Below are 22021 nucleotides of genomic sequence, written 5' to 3'. Positions count from 1 at the left end.
GAGTTGATTTTTATAAATCATAAAAAATTACGTTGTGCAGTTTATTTGAATATCATGTGGATAATGACATTCGAGTATCGATTTCATTTGGTGTGGGCTATGAACCGCATTTGCGAATTCATTCCAGGTTTCTTTAGGAATTAAATCAAGTAATAACTGTTCAACTTCCAAAACTTTTGGAGCATTTTCCTTAATAAGATCATCCCATTCTTTATGAAAGGTAACAATATCATTCGGGAAAACTTTTTTTCTGTCAGTACCTTCGTCAATTACATCAAAAGGTTTTTCTACATTAAGATAACCATAATCATCTGTAAGTTCGTCACCTGGAAAAATATTCCTGATAGCAATCTCAAAATCATAGGCTGTACTAAAACAGCTTGGTTTAAAACTATGGTTCACAAATTTTCCGTTATCCCAGCATAATACCATTTCTCCATATTTATTGATAAAAGAGTAAGTATCGAGGTGTTTTTTTATAAAAGCATTCAGATTAGCGGCCTCATCACGGGAAAATATCTGATCTAAATCATCCTGAACCCAGGTAATAGTACCTTTTGGAATTAGTTTTGTTGCTACTACGCCATATCCTTTTTCTTTGCTGATAAAACGTATTTCTGTATCTGTATGTATCATCTTACACTAATTTTAAACATTCACATTCGTATACTTATTTTCTAAGTTCACTGCTGGAAAAGCGATGATTGCGTGTGTTGAAAACGAGTTTAATTCCCTTCTGTTCGAAATAGTCGCGCCCTGTAAAATTTTTATCTTTGTATTCGTCTCCCAGAATCTTTACATCAGTAGGAAAGGCCTGAAGAATGCTCTGAAGATCCTGATCTGCGGCATACGGAATAATTTCATCTACAAATTTACAACCTGTAAGTTGTATATAACGTTCGACTACAGATTGTGTTGGTTTGTTTTTTTCGGGTCTGTCCAAAGTCGGGTCTGTTTGCAATCCTACAATTAGATAATCACAATGTTGTTTTGCTTCTTCAAGCATTCTTACATGGCCTGCATGTAATAAGTCGAATGCGCTAAATGTGATTCCAGTAATTGTTTTTGTCAGTCCCATTTATAAAATTTTTAAGAATTGATTTCATTTTAACAGCAGTAATATCCCATGATGTTTTTTTGAGGATTTTGTGGTATTCCAGTTCCATTGAAAAACGATCTGTTTTATCAAGTGCAAACTTAATGGCTTCACAAAATTCATCTGCAGATTCCACCATGTTCAGGCAAATACCATAGTTGTGTACTATATCTGTAATTTTTGTAGAAATAATGGGTTTACCGGCCGACATATATTCCAGGGTTTTGGTAGGGCTAATGTATTTTGTTGTATCGTTTACTGCAAAAGGTATCATAGCAATATCAAATGCTTTTAGATAATGAGGTAATTCGTTGTAAGACTTCATTCCTAAATAATGAATGTTGTCTTCTTGTGGGAGATCATTTTTCTCTATTTTCGACAAAGGTCCAATCATTACAAAAGAAACATTGGGTAGTTTAAGAGCCGTTTCATGAAGCAATGCAAAATCGATACGTTCATCGATTACTCCATAATATCCTACAATAGGTGATTGTAAATTGGCAACATAATCAGCAATTTTGATTCCGTTTAAGGCCTTTGCAAAATGGAGTTCATCGACTGAACTGGGAAAACAATGTACATTTGTATGCCATTGTTTTTTTAATTCACATAATGATTTTCCACCGGTAAAAATAATGTCAGCATTAGATATCAGATATTTTTCCTGATTTATCACATTTTTTGTGGCACCTTTCAGAAAAGAAAGTTCCTCCATGCAATCATAAACGATAGTTTCAAAATCAATACATTCTGATAATGGACAAAAAATAGCTGAATAAAACCATCCAACAGGAATATCTTTGTTTTTTACATATTCAGGAATGATTGCAGCAATCGATTCGATATCTTTTACATTTGGCTGTAAAACATGCAACATATCATTGAGAATAATAAGATTTCCGGACTCTTTACTTTCATTGTTGTATAGGGGTTCTTCAATGAATAAAGTTTTCATTGTTTTAGAAATACGGCTAATGATGTGTTGAGGACGCTGATAAACAAAATGCCATCTTAAATGACAAAATACAATCATATCATAATATTGGGCAGTATTCTGATTTGATAAATTTATTCTCTTAAGTATATTCTTTTGTGCATTTTTTAAATTTTCTATCATAGCCGATAATTTAATTTTTTTTGTAGGTTAAAAGTGTAAGATAATGATTTTAACTTTAATAAAAGTAATTTAATAATTACAAAAATATATTTTCATAACAATAATTTCTTGCAAATAAAATAATAAGAGTTACATAATTTACAGTTATGAATTTTTGAGATTTAAAAATGCATGATAATACTGTTGATTTGTGAAGGTTGTATTAGATCAATGGTAATAATAGTAGCGAAGGTGAGATTTTATCGAACAAAAGTCTTAGAATTTCGCCTTTATGATAAATTTCATTTTAGTGAAAACAGCATTTATGTGCTAATTATACAGAATCTAAAGCATCTGCTGTTGCTGCTAAAACAGTCCACATTTCGACTTTTTGACTAAACGACAACCCTGTATTTAAACCACTGGTTGATGGTAAAATGTGATAAGATATATCTGTTTGAGGTTTAAGATATTTATGGTAAAACTTAGCTGCTGATTTGCTTTCAAAAAATACATTTTTAATATTTGGGTATTGAATATGAAAATTTGTAAAATCATTTATTGTTTCATTACTAATTTTCGAATCACTGCTCCCTTCTCTGATGCATGATGCCAGAACATTCCATAATGCAATTTTATGCTTTTTCAAAAATGTTTTGCGATCATCGTATGATTCGCTGTAATTTTCGTTAAAAACAGTAAATATGATTCTCCAGAAATGATTTCCTTTATTTCCATAATATTGTTGTTTGGCAATAGATTGGTCTCCGGGCATTGTTCCCAGAATTAATATTCTGCTGTAATGATCGACCAGTGGATGTAAAGCCTTTTTATACATAGAAAATAGAAATTTGAATAGTATAATAATACAAAAAACATCTGTCGTGGTACAGATGTTTTTCTGGGAAAAATGAAAATATTTAAAAAGATGATTACTATTCGGCTGTTACGATATTTACTACATTTAAAGCAACGTCGTTCAGTATGCAGTCTGCTTCTTTTTCTTCTGCCAATGTTTGTGTTAATAGTTTTGCAGCATCATTTTCTCCAAGAGTTTTTGCAAAAGCAGCTAAGGTTCCATATGTTGCAATTTCATAATGCTCAATTTTTTGAGAAGCAGCAATAATACCCGCATCTCTAACAGGTCCTGGCGTCGTTTCTTCAAGAATGCTGTCACCTTCTTTTAGTAATCCGGCCATAGCCTCGCATTTTTTTCCTTCGGCTTTTTCTCCAAGGAGATCAAAAATTTGTTCTAGTCTTATCACCTGAAGCTGCGTTATGTCAAGATGTTCTAAAATGGCACTTGCAAGACCTGGAGAACTGGCATTAGCAGCCATTTTAGGAAGCGCACCAACCAGTGCGTTTTCAGCCCAGTATATATCTTTTAAACTGTCAACAAAAAGTTCTTTTAATTCCGTTGCTGCATCTGAAGCTGGCTCAACAATATTTATTTTTGCATTATCTTTTATAGCTTTTGTTTGATTTGCTTTTGCTTGAGGAGCATTTGTATGGCCTTCTTTTTCTGAATTTTTCATGTTTATTTTTTTTTAAATTAAATATATAAGTTGGGTTCACGATCCCAGAAACGATGCATACCCATTGCAGCGATAAATTCCTGGGCAAATGCTTCAGATCCAACATCGGTGGTTACAATAATTCCAGCATCGGTTTTTGTTAATTTCGAAGCAAAAGCTGTTGCGCTAAGCAATTCAGATGCTTCTCCATCAGCACCTATAATCTTGCAATGTTTATAAGCATCATTAAGATATTCAAGAGCGTCATCATTTTCTGCTAATGCATTCAGCCCTATTCCGTGCGGAACATAAACCGCATCAAATAAAACTGATGATGCTGTGAGAAAACTATATTCAGCGGCAAGAGCTCCGTCAGAATCAGTAAGAACAGATCCTAAATGTGGTGCAATTACACATCCTTTGGCTCCTTGTTTTTTAAGAGCACTTTTCATATTTAAAACTGATGCTTCAGAAACTCCATCAGAACAAAGGATAGCAATTTTTCGTGACTCGATTGTAGGTGAATTGGTCGGATTTTTAACCATACTCAATGCATCAGACGAACTTACAGATGATTCAACCGTTTTAGGCTCCTGATTTCCACCTTCATTTTCTGGTGAAACTCCTTTATTAACAGGGAATTCTAATGTTGATGGTACAGAAGCCCCAAGTCCTAATGCTACTTTTTCTGCCAATTGAGCATCTACCTGCGAAAGAAGTCCCAACATTCGAACTCTGATTGCAGTAGTTTCTACCTTGCCAAGTTCAAAACGTAATGCCTTTACAATATGGCTTTTTTCTACATCGGTCTGGCTGTTAAAGAATAATTTTGCCTGACCGAAGTGATCAGCAAAGCTTTCACTTCTTTCTCTTATTTTATGAGCTTCAATACGTTCATTAAAACTGGAGAAACCGCCTTCGGCAATTTGTGCCTGATAAGGACATCCGCCACCAAGTGAATTTGGATGATAACTTACCCGGCCTTTGTTAACTTCCTGTCGCATAAATCCATCACGTTGATTATTGTGAACAGGTGCAATACTTCTGTTAATTGGAATTTCATGAAAGTTTGGCCCGCCTAATCGGGTAAGCTGCGTATCTGTATAAGAGAACAATCTTCCTTGTAGTAATGGGTCGTTAGAGAAATCAATACCCGGAACAACATGCCCAGGGTGAAAAGCAATCTGCTCTGTTTCTGCAAAGAAATTATCCGGATTTTTGTTCAATGTCATTTTTCCAATTATAGTAACCGGAACTAATTCTTCCGGAACAATTTTTGTTGGATCAAGTAAATCAAATTCATATTTGTCTTCATCCTCTGAAGGTATTATTTGTACACCTAATTCCCATTCAGGAAAATTACCCATTTCTATAGCTTGCCATAAATCTTCTCTGTGAAAATCCGGATTCTTACCTGAAATTTTTTGTGCCTCATCCCAGACTACGGCGTGAGTTCCTAATTTTGGTTTCCAGTGAAATTTTACAAAAGTAGATTCATTAGCTTCGTTAATCAATCTGAATGTGTGAACACCAAATCCTTCCATCATACGATAACTTCTCGGAATCGCACGATCAGACATTGTCCACATAATCATGTGCATAGATTCCGGCATAAGCGAAATAAAATCCCAAAAAGTATCATGTGCAGAGGCTGCTTGTGGCATTTCGTTATGTGGTTCAGGTTTTACTGCATGAACCAAATCCGGGAATTTTGAAGCATCCTGAATAAAAAAAACAGGAATATTGTTACCAACCAGATCATAAACTCCTTCCTGGGTATAAAATTTAACCGCAAATCCCCTAACATCTCTGGCAAGATCTGTAGATCCGCGTGAACCGGCAACTGTAGAAAATCTTGCAAAAACGGGAGTTTTTTGTCCTGTTTCCTGTAAGAATCCAGCTTTTGTTAATTCTGGAATGGGATTTGTCACTTCAAAAAAACCATGCGCTCCTGAACCACGTGCATGTACTACGCGTTCCGGAATTCTTTCGTGGTCAAAATGGGTTATTTTTTCTCTTAAAATGAAGTCTTCCAGTAAAGAAGGTCCGCGCTCGCCTGCTTTCAGTGAATTATTATCATCATTAATGCGTACACCCTGATCTGTGGTCAGGAACTTGTTGGTTCCGTCTGATTTGTTTATGGACAAATCACGTTGTTTCTCGTCTTGAAAATTTTTCATATAATAAATCTTTTGATTAAATGTTTGAAAGTTTACAGGTATCTCTTAAGTTTTTATTATTAATATCTTATAATGAGTTATTTATAAAGTGATATTTCCGGTTATTTCAAATGTAAATGATAAAGCAATGATGTATTTATATGATTAATTTGAAACGTTGTACAATTACCATTACTTAAAAAGTATTGTTTATTATAGCAGGTTTATTGTAAAAGTTTGCTCAATCGTTATTCTCCAGTTTCCATGTGAGGAGCATCTACTGGTTTTGATTGTGAAGATCCGATTTGGCGTAAATAGATAGAAAGCACAACAATAGCAAAAACAGAAAGAAATTCGCTTTGCCAGTTCTGAAAAGATTCATACCAAAACCTGGAATCCCCAATATAATCAGCACTGGATTCTAAAGGCATTCCTTTTAATGCCAGTTGTTCATTTTCGTCTTTAAGGCTCCCATAAAAATGAGCTATAAATGAGGCTGTAAACAGCAAAAACAAAACAATAGTCAGAGAATGTTTGTAAACTTCAAGAATCCATCCGCCTTTTTTTACAGGCCATGTCGCGTCTTTTCGGGTGGGTGAGGGTTGTCTGTCGACTTCTTCGTCTTTATCCGGATCTTTTGACTCGGAAGATCCTTTCTGCATTAAAAAAATAGTAAATACAACAAACAGGGACATTTGTAGAAATTCGCTTTCCCAATTTTCAAAAGTCGATTGAATAAAATGACCTGAGATAAGATAGGACGAAAGCTGAATGGCAGTACTGCCTTCATCTATAAGCTCTTTATTATGTTCTTTAAAACCAAATACGATCTGTCCGAATAATGTTCCAATAAATAATACTAAAAAACAGATACCTAAGCCGTTATTGCGTAAAAAAGTTTTCATGATGTCATTCGTTTTTTACAAATTGACAAACAAATACAGACTTTTTTTTATATAATTTTCGATATGCTTTACAAAATTATGCCGGTATCAATGTAATCGAATCTTCGCTTGTATAAGACCCATTGTTAGTAAAGAGGAGTAGAGAAGAGTTAAATATTTACCAAGATGGTCAATGAGAGACAAAAAAATGAGTATTCTATCGAAGAAAATAAGACATAAAAAAAACACCTAATTTCTTAGATGGTTAATTTTTTTTGAATTAAAATATCAATTATAATGCGCTATTTTGCATTTTGTTTATTTTTTCTATTTTTTCAGGAGAATCAAAAACTTTTTCGAAAAGCCTGCCTTTTTCTTTGGCAAATTTCTCTACGGCTTCTAACTCCTGGATAGTCATTTTAGGACGACCTGCCCAAAAGTTAGTAGATTTTTCTATTTGTTTTTCTACTAGATCTCTTAATTGTTTTACTTCCATGATGTTACAAATATACTGTTTTTTTATTATTTCAATAATCATAGGTCTTTTTTTAACTTAAACAAAACAAATTGATAGTCCGATGTTTTAGCTGCGTTGTATTTTTCAATGCTTTTTATTTCAACACTCTTACTGAGTGATGTCAGGTCTTTTTCACGAATAGTCCTTTCGTGTTCTTTTCCTTTTCGGGTAATCGTTTGTTTTTTTTCTATAAGCTTTATTTGCTCTTCTGTTTTGCCTCCTGAAATCTCCAAATATTGTTTTAGAATAATAATGTTAGATGAAATCTTTTGTTTGTACAAACGATGTTTGTGTAGCGTATTTCCAAAAAATAAAATAGTATGATCAGGATTGGATATGAAAAAATGAAGAATGCACATAAATACTGTGGCTAAGACTTCATCATAATCATTATTATTAATTTCGGCAAGATCATTAACAGTGATTCCATCTTCATAATTTTCTAAGTTTCCAAAACCTACGCTGTACCAATTCAGGTTTTTATTTACAGGCGAAATAGAAACAATTTTGGTTATTTCCTGTATTCCTATACTAATGAATCGAAACTGATAAACTTCATTAGTAATTCCTTCAAAATTATAACTGTACGCTTTATTTAAAAAATCCAAATTTAATTAATTTCAATTTATAAGTAAATATAAATATCATTTTTGGTTATTATGAGTAAATAAGAAATTTATTGTTATTTTTTGCATTTCGGTTACAGTTTGTACTTTTTTGGGATTTATTTTGAATAAAGAATAAAAAACGATAATCATAAATAACATAAGAATCAATGTTTTTCCAAAAACGTTTCCAGTGAATTGAATTTTACATAAAGATTATCGTTTTTTATATATACGTTTGAATTGACTGTGTAGTTTGATTATAAGTTCATTTTTTTTAATTGTGTTACAAAAAATTGAATGCTAACAGTTCTGTTTTAAATTTTGTATGCCAAACTTATCCAAAAAAAAGGTAAAGGATGATTTACCATTGCCCTAATAATTAAAATGATAAAAATAGAAATGGTGATATTTATCTTTTTAATTAGCTGGTTTAATTCGTTTAATTGTAAAATAACAAATCAAAATAAAAGCAGACGATAAAATATATACCGTACTCAGGGAGTACCCATAATGGCTCAATGGACTTTCATTATTATATGAGGCAGAGGTTATGATCATCATTTGTAATGGTTTACTTTGAAAATATAAAGAAAGCATAGCAGCCAAATGAATTATAAATGTACTGAAGAGGTAAGTAAGCAACGGGTAATTTCCTAAAGTAAAAAAGAAATCTGAGATTTTGTTTTTAAGGTTTTCTGCATATGCCAGAAATAGGAAAACAGGACCTAATGTAATCAAGATGTAATCCAGTGATGCCGGATATTTTGTTAGATTGAAGAATGATAAAATGGTTTTGGCAGTTGAAACTTCGATTTTCCAGGGATTCGATTCTCCATAATCATTAATGCTGCGGAGTAAAAAAAACAGACATATAGAAATCCAGCCGGAGTATAACAATATTTTTTTACGAATTACGGCAGAGCTCTCTGGTCTGTAATAAAATCCAAAGAAATAGCCTGATAATATTATCCCAAGCCAGGGCAAGATTGTGTAATTTATAATATACATATTTTGCCCGAGTGGGATATATTTTTGCTGATGCAGCAAATACCATAAGACAGCCTTCATTGAATGTCCTTCAAATTGAATTGGATCCAGTAAGTGATGACCTGCGATAATGGACAAACTAATTACTAAAATGAAAGTTCTGCTGAAGTATTGAAAACCTGCCATACAGAATATGCATAAACCCAATGACCCAATAATGAAAACGCCAATAGTACGATAATAGATATCAAAGGTGTACAGGAAATTGTTTATAAATATTTCAATGAGAATCAGAGCACTTCCTAAACTCAATAGATACCATACGTTTTGTGTCTTTGTTTTTTTACCCATAATATGAAATAATTCCATGCCAGTTATAAAAAAAACTGCCGGGGCAAAATAATGAGATATAAATCGGGTAAAAAATAAGGGCCAGGTGGTATGATCCAGATCTGCCGGGTTGGTGTTCCAGTAATGGAAAAACAAACGGGTATGATCAAGAATAGCAAAAGCCATAACTATACCAAGTAATGTCCTATAGGTTTTGAAAGTGCTCTGATTGGTCATTTATAAATTAAAATTTATAAGTAAAATTGATCATAAAATTGCTTGGCTTTTGCGGGCGTGCATAAAAACCGTCACTTACCCAATATTTTTCATCCAGAATATTATTGGCTTTGATACCAATTCTATACCTCGGACGGTTGTAAAAAAGAGTTGCATCAAGAAGATTATAAGAAGAAAGTGTAAAATTGTTTGCACTGTCTAAGAATGCATCCGAAACATACGAATTGCCTACTCCAAGTCCTAATCCCTGCGCTTTTCCATTGATAATGGTGTAACTTGCCCAAAGATTTACAACATTTTTAGGAGTACCGGGGGCTCTTTTTCCTAATATGTTTGGATTTGATTTTGTAAATTCATTCTCGTTATAACCATAGCTGGCTACGTAGTTGAATCCGGAAAATGGCCTTCCAATAATTTCTACCTCAAGTCCTTTGCTTTTTTGAGTTCCATCCTGTACAAAAAAGTTGACACCATTAATTACCTGATTCATAGTACTATTTGTTACATCAATCTCATAATAACTGATGGTTGCATTAAATTTATCTGATAAATCAACCTTTACACCACCTTCAAGCTGTGTCGCTTGCTGAGGTTTAAAAACAGATACTTCTCCATTTGGCTGAATTCTGTTTCCTACGTTTTTAAAACCATTCAGGTAATTGCTGAAAACGGATACTTTATCTTTCAAAATCTGGTAGACAAAACCGAGCTTAGGAGAAAATGCCGTCTGGTTATAATTACCTGTAGTGGCACGGGTAAGTGTATTTGTTGTTCCATCGCCAATATAACGATCAACACGTAAACTTGCCATTATTAAAAGTTGATCGGTTACATTTAAAACATCAGAAGCATAAGCGCTGTAGGTTGTTTCTTTTGTTTTATTCTGTCCGGTATTTCTGTCGGCTAAAACTGAAAGAACGTCTTCTAGACGAATTACAGGTGTACCCGGAAGATTATCCAGTTTTGCTGGTTCGAATACTTTAGCTCCATAACCAAGTCCGTCATATCTGGTTAGTCTGTAGCTGGATAAATAATCAACACCTACGACAAGTCGGTTACGTAGATTACCAATTTTAAAATCTCCTATAAAATTTTGCTGAAAGTTTCTTCTGGCTGTTTTTTCATCAGTAAATGCTCTAAGTACACGGTCAACAGTGTTATCATCCTGCCAGATAAAGTCAAAAATATAAAGATCATCATAGGAACCTCCGCCATAAGCATATCTCGACTGTGAAGTCCATTGGTCAGAGATCTTGTATTCTGCATCCAGTAATATGTTAGTAGAACGCTGCTCGCTGACCAAAGAATTATCATTGAGTGACTGACGATAATCCAGATTAAGATCTTCGAAACTCTTTATCCCTAAGTTAGCAGCGGTAGTCCATCCTCCGGCAACTACTCCTTTGGCACTAAAGAAATCTGCATTTAGAGTAAATTTTAAGCGATCTGATACCTGATAGGTTATACTCGGCGCAATAAGCAATGTGGCATTGTTCCCCTGATCCTGAAAAGTGTTTTCGGTCTGACGGGCTACATTAAGTCTAACTAAAAGGCCCTCGGCGTCTTTAATAGGAGTATTCAGGTCTAATGTCATACGATTTAGGTCCCAGCTTCCTGTCGTGTAACCTAACTCTCCGCCAAAATGGTCATACGGTTTCTTGCTGACATAATTAACGAGTCCTCCAAATGAGGTCATTTGCGCTCCAAAAAGTGTCGAACTTGGTCCTTTATAAGTTTCTACACGCTCAACAGAAGCTAGATCAATACCTGTACGCAGATAGGTTGCCATTCCATTACGGAAATTCTCACTGGTCTGAAAACCTCTTGAAAAAAAAGATGGCATTCCTGCTCCCGTTTTTGCAGGTGCAGCTCCCGGAACATTTCTAAACGATTCTTCAAGTGTCAAAGCCATTTGCTCTTTAATCAATTCTTTGTCAACCACACTGTAAACTTGTGAGTTTTCAAGATTTTTGATTGGAAGTCTTGAGATATATTCGCTGTTCTTTCTGGAAGTAATAGCATATTTATTTCCAACCACAAGAACCTCATTAAGAGATTCTGCATTCGCGGCAAATGTAAAATCCAAAACTAATTCTTCTCCTGGATTCAGATTTACCGTCCTTGTTTCTGATGCTAAACCTGTAATGTTTGCTGTAAGAGTATAAGATCCTGCTATAAGATTTTCAAATTTGTAAGCACCTTCCTTATTTGCTTTTATACTATATTTCCCATTGATATTAACACTACCGAATTGGACATTTTTCCCATCTTCAGTCAAAATTTGCCCTTTAATAATTCCTGATTGATTTTGTGCTTGTGTATGTATGGAAAATAACAAAAGCAAAGTCGAACATAACAATGTAAGAAGACACTTGTTTAGTGATGTAAAATAATTCATATATAGGTTGTTAAATTTCTGCAAAAATACATAACAGAATTGAAAAAGCATATATTATTTTTATTTATTCTTAATAAGAGTAAAACATTTTTCTTAGAAGTTGTGAAATATGATACTATGTTCCCTTAAAAAAAAAACTAATGCCATAAATAAAGGCATTAGTTTTTCTGAAAGATTCTTTTGTATTCAGGCTGCTTCAGGTTACTGATCAAAGCAAGAATAAAATAGACTTTGCACCAATTTTAGCTTTTAGTATTTAATTAATAGCAAAAGGGGTTATTGGATTTTCTACAATTCCTATGTAGGGCAGATCCTGAAAAGGATTGGCACGATTTCGTAATTGCCTGTTATTATTCAGTTGTAATTTATTTAATGCATCCGGACTGAATTCGTTAACAAAAAGATCAAATTTCTGAAAAGATTCACTGAATTCAGGATTTTCAGATTGGTAATCCTGGATGCATTCTGCTACCAGTTTCCAGAATTTATCTTCATGAAAATCAGCATGTTCTACAAGTATTGCCGATATAAACCTGAATATTGAATCAAATACCTGCGTAAATAAAGGGAGTGTTTTACGGTCTTCAGGAACATCAACCTTAAGTCTTAACGCTGCTTCCGGAACCTGTAAGGAGGTGTTTAGTAAAGAAACTTCCTCACCTATATCTTTCATAATAGCATTCACTACTTTATGATCTTCCAGGATTAGGATTAGGTTTTCTCCATGAGGCATGAACACCATATCCCACTTATAAAAGCAATGAAGTAAAGGACTCAGATAACAGCTGAAGTATTGTTTTAGCCAATTTGCAATTGATAGGCCAGATGCTTTTATTAGCTCAGGAAGGTAAGCTTTGCCTTCATTGTCGATATGTAACAATGCGGCCATAGTAATTAAACGCTGATTACCACTAATTTTTTCGGCAGGGCTTTCTCTCCATAAACAGGCAAGCATTTTTTTGTAAGGAGTATCGTTTGCAATCGCAGTTTCATAGTATTGATGCGCAAAACTTACACTTGCGATTTCCCTTAGAATGATAAACCCTTTTGATTTCAGATAATTATCATTCTCAACCAAATTGTAAATCCATTCGTTGATAGGCGGGTTGGTCAACATAAATTTAGGAGACAAACCACGTACATAACCCATATTAAGGACAGAAAGGGCTGTTTTAACATAAAACTTTTCAGGATTGCTAATATTATAAAAAGTACGGATCGATTGTTGGGGCTGGTATTTATCTTCATTATACCCTAAGCAGACTAATCGGTTAGTAGCAATATCTGCAGAAAATATATTGGATAATTTATTAAACCATTGCCATGGATGAACCGGAATAAAAAAATAATCTTCAGGATTCAAACCTCTTTGAATAAGTTGATTATTAAAGTTTTTTAAGGTTTGTTCTCCCAGTTCCTGCAGCATTACTTTTTGATAATCCAGATTTGGAACAGCAGTAAACACAGCAGTTGAGCGATGGCCGGCAAGCCATACTAGTGAAAATGGCTCAGCTGTTTCAGGAGCGTATTGCCTGTAATCGCTGGAATCAAAGCCAATTCTTCCGTTATTGGCAATGAAACGCGGATGGCCGGTCATTGAAGACTCCGTTTGCTGATAGTCTGCTTTTAACAACTCTTTTGAGTTTGGCTTGCCATAATAATTCATGTAGGCACTTCCGGCTAATGTACTGCATACCTCTTCCATGTAAACGGGTAATGACGCCTCTGGGATTCCCAGTTCTATCTTAAATTCAATGATAAAACTGAGCGAATCTAACGCAGCAGGTGTTCCGTCAACAAATTTTTCAATAGATTCCGTATCAATATACCAATGGTTAAGAGCCAGTATTTTTGCATTAAATTGATAAATATTTCTCTCATCTGAACTGCTAAGCTGATAAATGCCCCAGTCGTCCTTGTTTTCAATTAGTTTAGGGAATACAAGACGTTCATGAGAGAATTCGGCAAGTATTTTTCGGATATGTAAACGGTTTATTTTATTCCAAACTGATTTTTCTAAATGTGTTGAGGCTTCTATTGGTGAAACCTGAGTATCTATATTCATTGTTTATAGTATATGATAGTTATTAAGGATAGCTAGATTAATTTTGCCTGATAAACAGAAAGAGGATTTTTTAAAAAGCCTGCAAATTTTTGATTCCTGAAAGGATCACTTCCATCAATCATCTTTTGGCTGTTTTGCATTTGCAGTCTGTTAGAACAGGTTTTAATAATTTCTGTAGCAAACAAATCATACTTTCTGAATTTATCTTCCAGTTCAGGATATTCAGACTGGTATTCGGTAATGCATTCTGCTACCAGGCTCCAAAAATCTTCCTCTGGTAAGTTGATGTGTTCTACCAGTACATGATTCAGGTAACGAAAGAAAGAGTCAAATATCTGAGTGAAAATGGATAAAATTTTAAGGTCTTCAGGTACCGGGATGATAATTCTTTTTACAATTTCAGGCAATTCCTTTTGCTGATTTACAACGGCTACTTCTTCTCCAATATCCTTCATAATCGCTCTAACCGGTACATTATCCCGGAATACTAAAATCAGGTTTTCTCCATGCGGCATAAAACGCATATCATGATAATAAAAACAATGTAAAAGCGGACTTAGGTAACATTGTAAATAACTATTCAGCCATTCTTTTGTGTCTAAAGGTGAATTCTTTATTAATTCTGATAAAAGAGATGTTCCTTTTGTATCTATATGAAGCAGAGATGCCATTGTCATTATACGCTCTCCTGGAGCTATTTTGTCCATTGGGCTTTCTCTCCAAAGTGTAGACAGCATTTTTTTATAAGGAGAGTCAACTTTTATAGCCTCTTCAATATATCCATTCGTATAGCCTACAGTTGCAATTTCTTTCAGTATCGTAAAGCCTTTTTTCTGCAGGTAAGCATCATTCTCAACTGTGTTCGCAACCCATTCATTTATTGGAGGAGTAGTTCGCATAAAATAAGGAGAAAGCCCTCTCATAAAGCCCATATTCAGAATCGATAAAGCCGATTTCACATAAAATCTGCGAGTATGGCTTACATTAAAAAAGGTACGAACAGATTGTTGCGGCATGTATTGATCTTTACTATTTCCCAGACATACCAATTTTGATGCAGCAATATCAGGAGCAAATAAATAAACCAGTTTATTATGCCATTGCCATGGATGAATAGGGAAATAGATATATTGTTCCGGATCAAGCCCTTTTTCATTTAGAACTAAATCAAATGATGCTTTAGTTTCTGAATCTAATTCCTGTTGCATTACCTCACAATAAGTAAGCGGGTCTATACTGGTAAATTCAGTATGATTTTTATGGCCCGCAACCCACACAAGCGAAAGCGGAGCAGCTGCTTCCGGACTGTAATTTTGATAATCTACGGCATCAAAACCTATTCTGGCGCTGTTGGCAATAAAACAGGGATGTCCGGCAATCATGGCATGTTCCACATCTGCGTAACTTGCTTTGGTTAAATCTTTAGATGTGAGCTGGCTGTTGGTGTGCATGTAAGCACTGCCATACAAACAGCTTATTACCTCTTCCAGATAGGTAGGAAGGTTTGAATCCGTAAAACCTAATTCTTTGGTAAATTCAAGCAAAAAAGCAATTGCATCCAGGGGTTCAGTCTGTTTGTCTGTGATTTTGGTAATAGAATTGTTATCAATATGCCAATGGTCTAATGCCAGTATTCTGGCCAGAAATTGATATTCTGTTTGTCCATTAGAAGTGGTAAGGCTGTAAAGTCCCCATATGCCATGAATTCTTTTCAATTGAGGACTTAGTAGCAATTCATGTGAAAATTCACATAACATTTTTCTGACCTGGAGTCTGTTTACTTTTTCCCAGATTTCAGGCTCAAGGTGCGATATAGCAAGTTCGGGATTCAGCTGATTGTTTTTATATTCTTGTATTTCAGATTGTTTTTTCATTTGGTGATGTTTTAATTGATAAGATTAACTTTTCCATAGTGATCTTCCATAATCAGATAAGGATTCTCGGGGTGAGCAACATCCTGAACGTGAATCAGGCTGCTTTTACTCATCATACGCAGCATTTGGCGTCTTTCGCACTTGACACTTTCTCCGTTTACTTCTCTTATACCGGCTCTGAAAGCAGTTCTGCCATGTGCACATAAATGATTGTTTACAAAAACAAGATCACCTGCATTAGGAATGAATTCATCATAAATAAGGGTTTTGGCTTTCTCCCAGAATTTTTTTAGAATCTCTAAAGCTTCAGGACTTTGGCCGGCTTGTTCATTATAAATTTGTTCTGCTGCATCAAAACGGATAAAAGGTCTTAACCTGTTTCCGTACAAAACAGAAGTCGTTAGCTCTGATGCTAAAGCGTCTTCGATTTCAAAATTGGCATCTTTTGGACATTTATATATCTCTTTGAAAAGTTCTTCCATTAATTCATCTGTTTCTCCGTGTGATCGTACAGAATATAAAGTTGAATTTACCTGTTCTTCATTTCGCAGGTATAAAAAACTAAGAAAATCAGCAGGATTATATAAAAAAGCATCTTCGGTATGTACAAATAAATCGGTTCTGGAGCCTGCACCAGTTTGAGAAAATGACATGTTTTCTTCCGGAATAATGGCGTGCAAACTTCCTCCTCCTTTTCGCTGTACATAATATTGAACCGGTTTTGAGGGAACAGCGCCATGAAGCAATGAAGAAATAAAACCGTATAAGTTCAGTTTACTCTTATCCGTTTCTTTCCACGAGGTAGGTGTTGGGCCTAAAGCTTCCTGATCAACATCGACTAATCCTCTAAAAACGATAGCGCCATATTGTTCCTCAGAAAAGTCTGTACTAAGATTACTAAGCAAACTTGCAATTCTTTCGGGTAGTAAATGATAGGCATTTAGATGGAGATTTGATATATAATCCGGAGACTCATAATCTCCATACTCATTTTGAAGATACAAAGCAGAACTTTTTATTATAGCGCGTTCAACTGGTGATACATCAACAATGAGTGGTTTTGTTGGGGGTTTTGAGGGGGTGATTTTAGTTATCATAATTTGATAGATTAATTAAAGCTATTTACTGTTTAGGTAAATAATTAAGGTTAATTAAATAGGTTAACTTTTTATTTAGTAAAAAAATCGCATTAAAATATATTTTGTTTTATGAAAAAGACTACATATATTTGCTATTCTTATTTGTTCTAAATATAAATAACTTGCTTGCCGCACAAAGCTATTTATAATAATTTTAAATAACAAAGTTTTTTATAAATATTTTCGCACTTAATAAATCTGTTGGTGTTATTTAAATCTTTTTGATAATTATGGAAAAAACTAAAATTTGTTCTGATTCTGAGGCTGTAACCCGAATAATTCGTTTTAGAAAAAGTATTTATGCTGATTCTTATACAGGAGGGAGTCTTCCCGATGAGGTATTGAAAGAGATTCTGATCAACGCAACCTGGGCACCTACGCATAAAATGACAGAACCCTGGAGATTTATTGTCCTTTCGGGTAGTCAACTGAGCAAATACGGAGACTTCATGGCTGATTATTACAAGCATCTGTACGAAGACATTCCTGATGCTCAAAAAAAAGCAGCTAAGTACAATTATTTAAAAGAATACCCCCTTAATGCTGCTTGCATGATTGGAGTGATTCTTTCAAAAAGCAGGAGTGTCGATATTCCGGAATGGGAGGAATTGGCGGCAATATCCTGTGCAGTACAAAACATGGCTATTAGTGCCACCTCCTACAATTTAGGGTCTTATTGGGCAACTGGCGGTAGTGCAGTAGAATATGTCAGGACTTTTGGTTTAGAAGATCATGAACAGTCTTTAGGGCTTTTTTTTATTGGATATCCTGATAGCCCAGCGCTTTCTGTAACAAAAAGAAGAACATCAATTGATAAAAAAGTTTCCTGGTTTATTTAACAAACCAGTCTTAAATGTCTAAAATCAAATCATTTTAAAACTATGGAAAACATATCTTATACAAACTCAACAGAAAGAGAAGAGTTCTCTGCTATTATTGAAACAACCCCTTTTCAGGATATTTTTTATGAAAAAACGGCAGATGCTTACCGTGATGCAGTAGATCAGGCAAAAGAATTGGTTATGAGTTTTTTAGAAAATCAACAAAAACCATTTAGTGGTATTACACCTGCAGAGTTAGGTGCGCAGTTTAAGCAAATAAAATTCGATACTCCATTAAACAGTTATGATGAAATGTTTGCTGAAGTAAAAGAACTTTATGTAGATCATGCGACAGCCTTTCATTTGCCAAGCTACATTGCGCATTTAAATTGTCCGGTAGTAATTCCGGCATTGGCTGCCGAAGTACTGATTAGTGCAATTAATTCTTCGCAGGATACCTGGGATCAAAGTGCGGGCGGAACACTAATGGAGTGTCGATTAATAGACTGGACTGCTGAACAAATTGGCTTTGGTCCGGAGGCTGATGGCGTTTTTACAGGCGGCGGTTCTCAAAGTAACCTGATGGGGCTTTTGCTTGCCAGAGATTACTTTGCCCTGGATCGTCTTGGGCATAATATCAAATTGGATGGGAATCCTGCAGAATATGCCAAATTTAGAATTTTTGTTTCTGATAAATCTCATTTCAGCAACCAGAAAAATGCGTCATTAATGGGACTGGGAGAACGCAGTATCGTACAGGTAAAAACAGACAGCAGGTTCAGAATGGATATAGATGCACTGGAGCTGGCAATCCAGAAGGAACTTGAATCAGGAAATATTCCAATAGCAATTATAGCTACTGCCGGAACAACAGATTTTGGTAATGTAGACCCATTAAACAAAATCGGTTTTTTAGCTGAAAAATACAAGCTTTGGATGCATGTCGATGCAGCATATGGATGCGGATTGCTGTTAACGGATAAACATAAACACCTGTTAAACGGAATAGAATTAGCGCATTCTGTAACTATTGATTATCACAAATCTTTCTTTCAGCCAATCAGCAGCAGCGCTTTTATTGTAAGAGATAAAAAACTGCTTGAAATTATCAGGCATCATGCGGATTATTTAAACCCTAAAGAGGAAAATTATGAAGCTTATCCTGCCCAGATCAATAAGTCAATTACGCAAAGTACCAGAAGATTTGATGCACTAAAACTCTGGTTCACGCTAAGGTTGATGGGAAGGGAAAAATTAGGAGAATATATTGATACGGTAATTGCTACTGCTAAAGAAGCTGCATCTGTAATTAAAGCTGATCCGATGCTGGAATTATTAAGCGATTCTGATATCAGTATTTTGGTATTCCGTTATAAATCCATCGGGGTTTCTCCCAAGAATGTCTGTGCCCTGAATGAATTTATTAAAAAGAAAATGTTTCATACAGGCGAAGTACTGGTCGCAAGTACAAAGGTAGATGGAAATTACTATTTGAAATTTACCATCTTAAATCCGCTAACAACTCTTCAGGATATTCATAAAATTTTAAATCTGATCAAAACATATGGAGCAGCCTACCTTAATAACTAACCCAATCAATGCTGAAAATAAAGATTTGACTTTCTCTGTTTTACTGCGTTTTTATTGCCGGGAGTTTAATAATTGGAGTCCGTATATGGGACTCCCAAAATATGATCAGGTTGTAAAACATGCTTTAGAAAATTCAGGTTCTGACCTTCATCTCAGAATTGATTTTAATACAGAAGAAATAGAGGTATATGTTCCTGTAGTTTATTACAGTGCAACAGGAAATCATCTTTTTAAACCGAAGCTGATTCAAAGAAACAGGCGCAATGATGAGGTGAAAGAATTAGACCTGTCTTCTTTTTTTGAACTGGCATTTAAAGAAGGAACGAAAAATTATCCCGAATGGCAATCGATTGATATCGAATCAGAAGTAAAACAAACAATTGCAGCTCTTGAACAAACTGCTCAGGAGTATATAATGAAAGAAGTTTACTTTTCAGATCTTTTATTGGATCACCTTCCTTCATCTATTACCAGTTATTTGCAAAAACATCTTGAAAATTTTGATATTTCTGAAAATGTACAGAGCCAACTGGAAGATTTATTTGTGATTGTTGGGATATTGGGGCAGAAGGAATTAATGGAAGAACATCTTTCGCTCAACTATATTTACAATCAGTTCCGTCAAAAAGGAGAGGAGTTTAAAGCCATTCGTGATGAGAGAAAGAGTAAAATAAAGGGAACTTTCTTTAGTCATTTTGCAGCGTATGACCTACTGGTTCAAAATATGCTGCATTATGCTTTTTTCTCTCCCGATTTACTTCTTCCTCAAATTAAGAGAGAAGTATTTAGTAAATATTTTGAACAGGAAAAAGTACAAATTAGTTTTCGGCCTTTTGACCTGGATCGCGATCTGGAGATGGTTTGCGAGTGGTTTCATAAGGATCATGCCAAAACGATATGGAAAATGGACTGGCCAATTGCTGAACTGGAATTGTTTTACAGGACACTTTTGCCTGGCAGGTTTTCGCATAGCTATATCGGGGAAATTAACGGAGAAGCGATATTCAATTTTGAAATTTACTGGGCTACTAATGATGTACTGGGTGATTATTATGAAGTGCTACCTTCAGATTATGGCACTCATCTCTTTATTGCTACAACAGACAAGACAAAGAAATTTCCGGCACTCATAACCAGAAGTATTGTAGAATGGATGTTTAGCCAGCCTCAGGTAAACAGAATGGTTGGAGAAGGATCTGTCGAGTCTTTGGCAGCTTTAATGAATAAGGTTCATGTAGGCTTTAAGTTGCAGCATATTATCGAAATGCCCCATAAAAAAGCCTATTTGAATTTTTGCATTAGAGAATGGTATCTCGAAAAATTTCCTGAAAGTAAGGAGCTAATCAATACAAATTTTTAAAAAATATAAAATGAAAGAACACAAAATATACGACCTAATTGGTATTGGTATCGGTCCATTTAATTTAGGTTTAGCCGCATTAGTAAAACCTGTAGATGAATTAGAAACTGTTTTCTTTGATCAGTCAGATGAATTCAATTGGCATCCCGGACTGATGCTGGATGAAGTCACGCTTCAGGTTCCTTTTATGGCAGATCTTGTAACGATGGCAGATCCTACCAGTCCTTACAGTTTCCTGAATTATATGAAAGAAACAGGTAAAATTTATAAATTTTACATCAGGGAAAGTTTTTTTGTTTTCAGAAAAGAATACAATAATTATTGCCGTTGGGTGACAGCACAGCTTGACAATTGTTTTTTTGGAAAAAAGGTAATGGCCGTAGATTATGAGGATGGTATTTATACGGTTACTGTAAGAGATACCAAATCGGATAATTACAGTATCTGGCATACGCGTAAACTGGTATTGGGTACAGGAACAAACCCGTATGTTCCGGTAGAAATTGCACAAAAACGTTTTGACAGAGTGATCCATACCTCTAAATACCTGTATCATAAAGACCAGCTCAATGGAGATAAATCAGTAACAATTATTGGCTCGGGCCAAAGTGCTGCAGAAGTATTTCAGGACTTATTGCCCGAAGTTAAAAAGGGATTGCGACTCAATTGGTTTACCCGCTCTGAACGTTTTTTCCCTTTAGAAAATCATACAAAGCTTACACTCGAACTGACTTCTCCGGAGTACATTGATTATTTCCATACATTACCCGAAGATCAAAGAAAGACTGTGCTGGCTAAACAGAATATTTTATTTAAGGGTATAAATTATGAACTCATTAACCAGATTCACAACAGCCTGTATGCTATGGAACTTGATGATCCGAATTTAAAGGTGACCTTAATGGCGAATAGTAAACTAATTGATATCAGCAGAAGTGAAGATCAGTCTTATCTCTTGAGCCTTTCACAGGTAGAAGAAAACAAACCTTTTGAAATAGAAACAGATTATGTGATTCTGGCAACCGGTTATAAATATGTAGAACCTGATTTTCTAAATGGAATCCTGAACAGGATTAGAAGGCTGGCTGATGGCAATTATGATGTTCGTAGAAATTATACCATTGATCATTCAGAAGAAGAGATTTTTGTTCAGAATGCAGAGTTACACACTCATGGAATTTCAACACCGGATCTGGGAATGGGAGCTTACCGAAATTCGCAAATCATTAATCAGATTTCAGGCAGAGAAGTGTATTTGGTAGAAAAGAAGATTGCATTTCAGTCTTTTAGCGCTGAAGATATCCTTGCAGAACAAAAAATGAATTTTAATCTTCCTTTGTAAAACA

The 22021-nt window shown here is 34.9% G+C and carries 18 protein-coding genes; 4 read left to right on the top strand and 14 right to left on the bottom strand.

The window, feature by feature from the left end; genetic code table 11:
• Window positions 1-27: 27 nt before the first annotated feature.
• The 14 genes from FLACHUCJ7_RS18970 to FLACHUCJ7_RS18905 all read right to left on the bottom strand — a co-directional run bounded on the left by FLACHUCJ7_RS18970 (window position 28) and on the right by FLACHUCJ7_RS18905 (window position 16862).
• Complete coding sequence (locus tag FLACHUCJ7_RS18970) at window positions 28-636, bottom strand: SET domain-containing protein (RefSeq protein ID WP_180910038.1); 609 nt, start codon at window positions 634-636, stop codon at window positions 28-30.
• Window positions 637-670: 34 nt separating this feature from the next.
• A complete protein-coding gene (locus FLACHUCJ7_RS18965) occupies window positions 671-1078 on the bottom strand; it encodes an adenylyltransferase/cytidyltransferase family protein (protein ID WP_180910037.1) in 408 nt (135 codons plus the stop codon).
• Window positions 1041-2213: a glycosyltransferase gene (locus FLACHUCJ7_RS18960; protein ID WP_180910036.1), complete on the bottom strand. Its 1173-nt coding sequence runs from the start codon at window positions 2211-2213 to the stop codon at window positions 1041-1043. The genes FLACHUCJ7_RS18965 and FLACHUCJ7_RS18960 overlap by 38 nt, the downstream gene beginning before the upstream one ends.
• Before the next feature lie 313 nt (window positions 2214-2526).
• A complete protein-coding gene (locus tag FLACHUCJ7_RS18955) occupies window positions 2527-3030 on the bottom strand; it encodes a DNA-deoxyinosine glycosylase (protein WP_180910035.1) in 504 nt (167 codons plus the stop codon).
• A 97-nt stretch (window positions 3031-3127) separates the two neighbouring features.
• The gene (locus FLACHUCJ7_RS18950) at window positions 3128-3727 is read right to left on the bottom strand and encodes a YciE/YciF ferroxidase family protein (RefSeq protein WP_180910034.1); all 600 of its coding nucleotides are present in this window, start codon (window positions 3725-3727) and stop codon (window positions 3128-3130) included.
• A gap of 17 nt (window positions 3728-3744) precedes the next feature.
• A complete protein-coding gene (locus FLACHUCJ7_RS18945) occupies window positions 3745-5886 on the bottom strand; it encodes a catalase (RefSeq protein WP_180910033.1) in 2142 nt (713 codons plus the stop codon).
• A 227-nt stretch (window positions 5887-6113) separates the two neighbouring features.
• Window positions 6114-6770 (bottom strand): DUF6766 family protein, encoded by a 657-nt coding sequence (locus FLACHUCJ7_RS18940; RefSeq protein ID WP_180910032.1) that lies wholly within the window; start codon window positions 6768-6770, stop codon window positions 6114-6116.
• Between the two features lie 271 nt (window positions 6771-7041).
• Window positions 7042-7287, bottom strand: coding sequence for a hypothetical protein (locus FLACHUCJ7_RS18935; protein ID WP_180910031.1), 246 nt, complete (start codon window positions 7285-7287; stop codon window positions 7042-7044).
• Entirely contained in the window at window positions 7284-7874 is a 591-nt protein-coding gene (locus FLACHUCJ7_RS18930; protein WP_078228718.1) for a DUF6934 family protein, read from the bottom strand. The genes FLACHUCJ7_RS18935 and FLACHUCJ7_RS18930 overlap by 4 nt, the downstream gene beginning before the upstream one ends.
• A gap of 417 nt (window positions 7875-8291) precedes the next feature.
• A complete protein-coding gene (locus FLACHUCJ7_RS18925) occupies window positions 8292-9428 on the bottom strand; it encodes a DUF1624 domain-containing protein (RefSeq protein WP_078228716.1) in 1137 nt (378 codons plus the stop codon).
• Window positions 9429-9435: 7 nt separating this feature from the next.
• Window positions 9436-11826 (bottom strand): TonB-dependent receptor, encoded by a 2391-nt coding sequence (locus tag FLACHUCJ7_RS18920; protein WP_180910030.1) that lies wholly within the window; start codon window positions 11824-11826, stop codon window positions 9436-9438.
• A 256-nt stretch (window positions 11827-12082) separates the two neighbouring features.
• Window positions 12083-13891 carry an IucA/IucC family protein gene (locus FLACHUCJ7_RS18915; protein ID WP_180910029.1) on the bottom strand — a complete coding sequence of 603 codons (1809 nt, stop codon included), beginning with the start codon at window positions 13889-13891 and terminating at the stop codon, window positions 12083-12085.
• Between the two features lie 32 nt (window positions 13892-13923).
• Entirely contained in the window at window positions 13924-15765 is a 1842-nt protein-coding gene (locus FLACHUCJ7_RS18910; protein ID WP_180910028.1) for an IucA/IucC family protein, read from the bottom strand.
• Between the two features lie 11 nt (window positions 15766-15776).
• Window positions 15777-16862, bottom strand: a complete 1086-nt coding sequence (locus FLACHUCJ7_RS18905) for a Fe(II)-2OG oxygenase family protein (RefSeq protein ID WP_078228708.1) — start codon at window positions 16860-16862, stop codon at window positions 15777-15779.
• A 272-nt stretch (window positions 16863-17134) separates the two neighbouring features.
• On the opposite strand from FLACHUCJ7_RS18905, the gene FLACHUCJ7_RS18900 reads away from it, so the two are divergent.
• The 4 genes from FLACHUCJ7_RS18900 to FLACHUCJ7_RS18885 are packed head-to-tail and all read left to right on the top strand — an operon-like array spanning window position 17135 to window position 22017.
• Window positions 17135-17743, top strand: a complete 609-nt coding sequence (locus FLACHUCJ7_RS18900) for a nitroreductase family protein (protein WP_180910027.1) — start codon at window positions 17135-17137, stop codon at window positions 17741-17743.
• 42 nt (window positions 17744-17785) lie between these two features.
• Complete coding sequence (locus tag FLACHUCJ7_RS18895; RefSeq protein WP_180910026.1) at window positions 17786-19315, top strand: pyridoxal phosphate-dependent decarboxylase family protein; 1530 nt, start codon at window positions 17786-17788, stop codon at window positions 19313-19315.
• Complete coding sequence (locus FLACHUCJ7_RS18890) at window positions 19290-20675, top strand: GNAT family N-acetyltransferase (protein WP_180910025.1); 1386 nt, start codon at window positions 19290-19292, stop codon at window positions 20673-20675. Before FLACHUCJ7_RS18895 ends, FLACHUCJ7_RS18890 begins: the two co-directional genes overlap by 26 nt.
• A 10-nt stretch (window positions 20676-20685) precedes the next feature.
• A complete protein-coding gene (locus FLACHUCJ7_RS18885) occupies window positions 20686-22017 on the top strand; it encodes a lysine N(6)-hydroxylase/L-ornithine N(5)-oxygenase family protein (protein ID WP_180910024.1) in 1332 nt (443 codons plus the stop codon).
• The last annotated feature ends 4 nt before the right edge of the window (window positions 22018-22021 follow it).

Source organism: Flavobacterium salmonis, assembly GCF_903819435.1.
In the GTDB taxonomy this organism is placed as follows: domain Bacteria; phylum Bacteroidota; class Bacteroidia; order Flavobacteriales; family Flavobacteriaceae; genus Flavobacterium; species Flavobacterium chungangense.
Note: the sequence above shows the minus strand (reverse complement) of the source record. Positions and strands in the feature narration are given on the sequence as shown.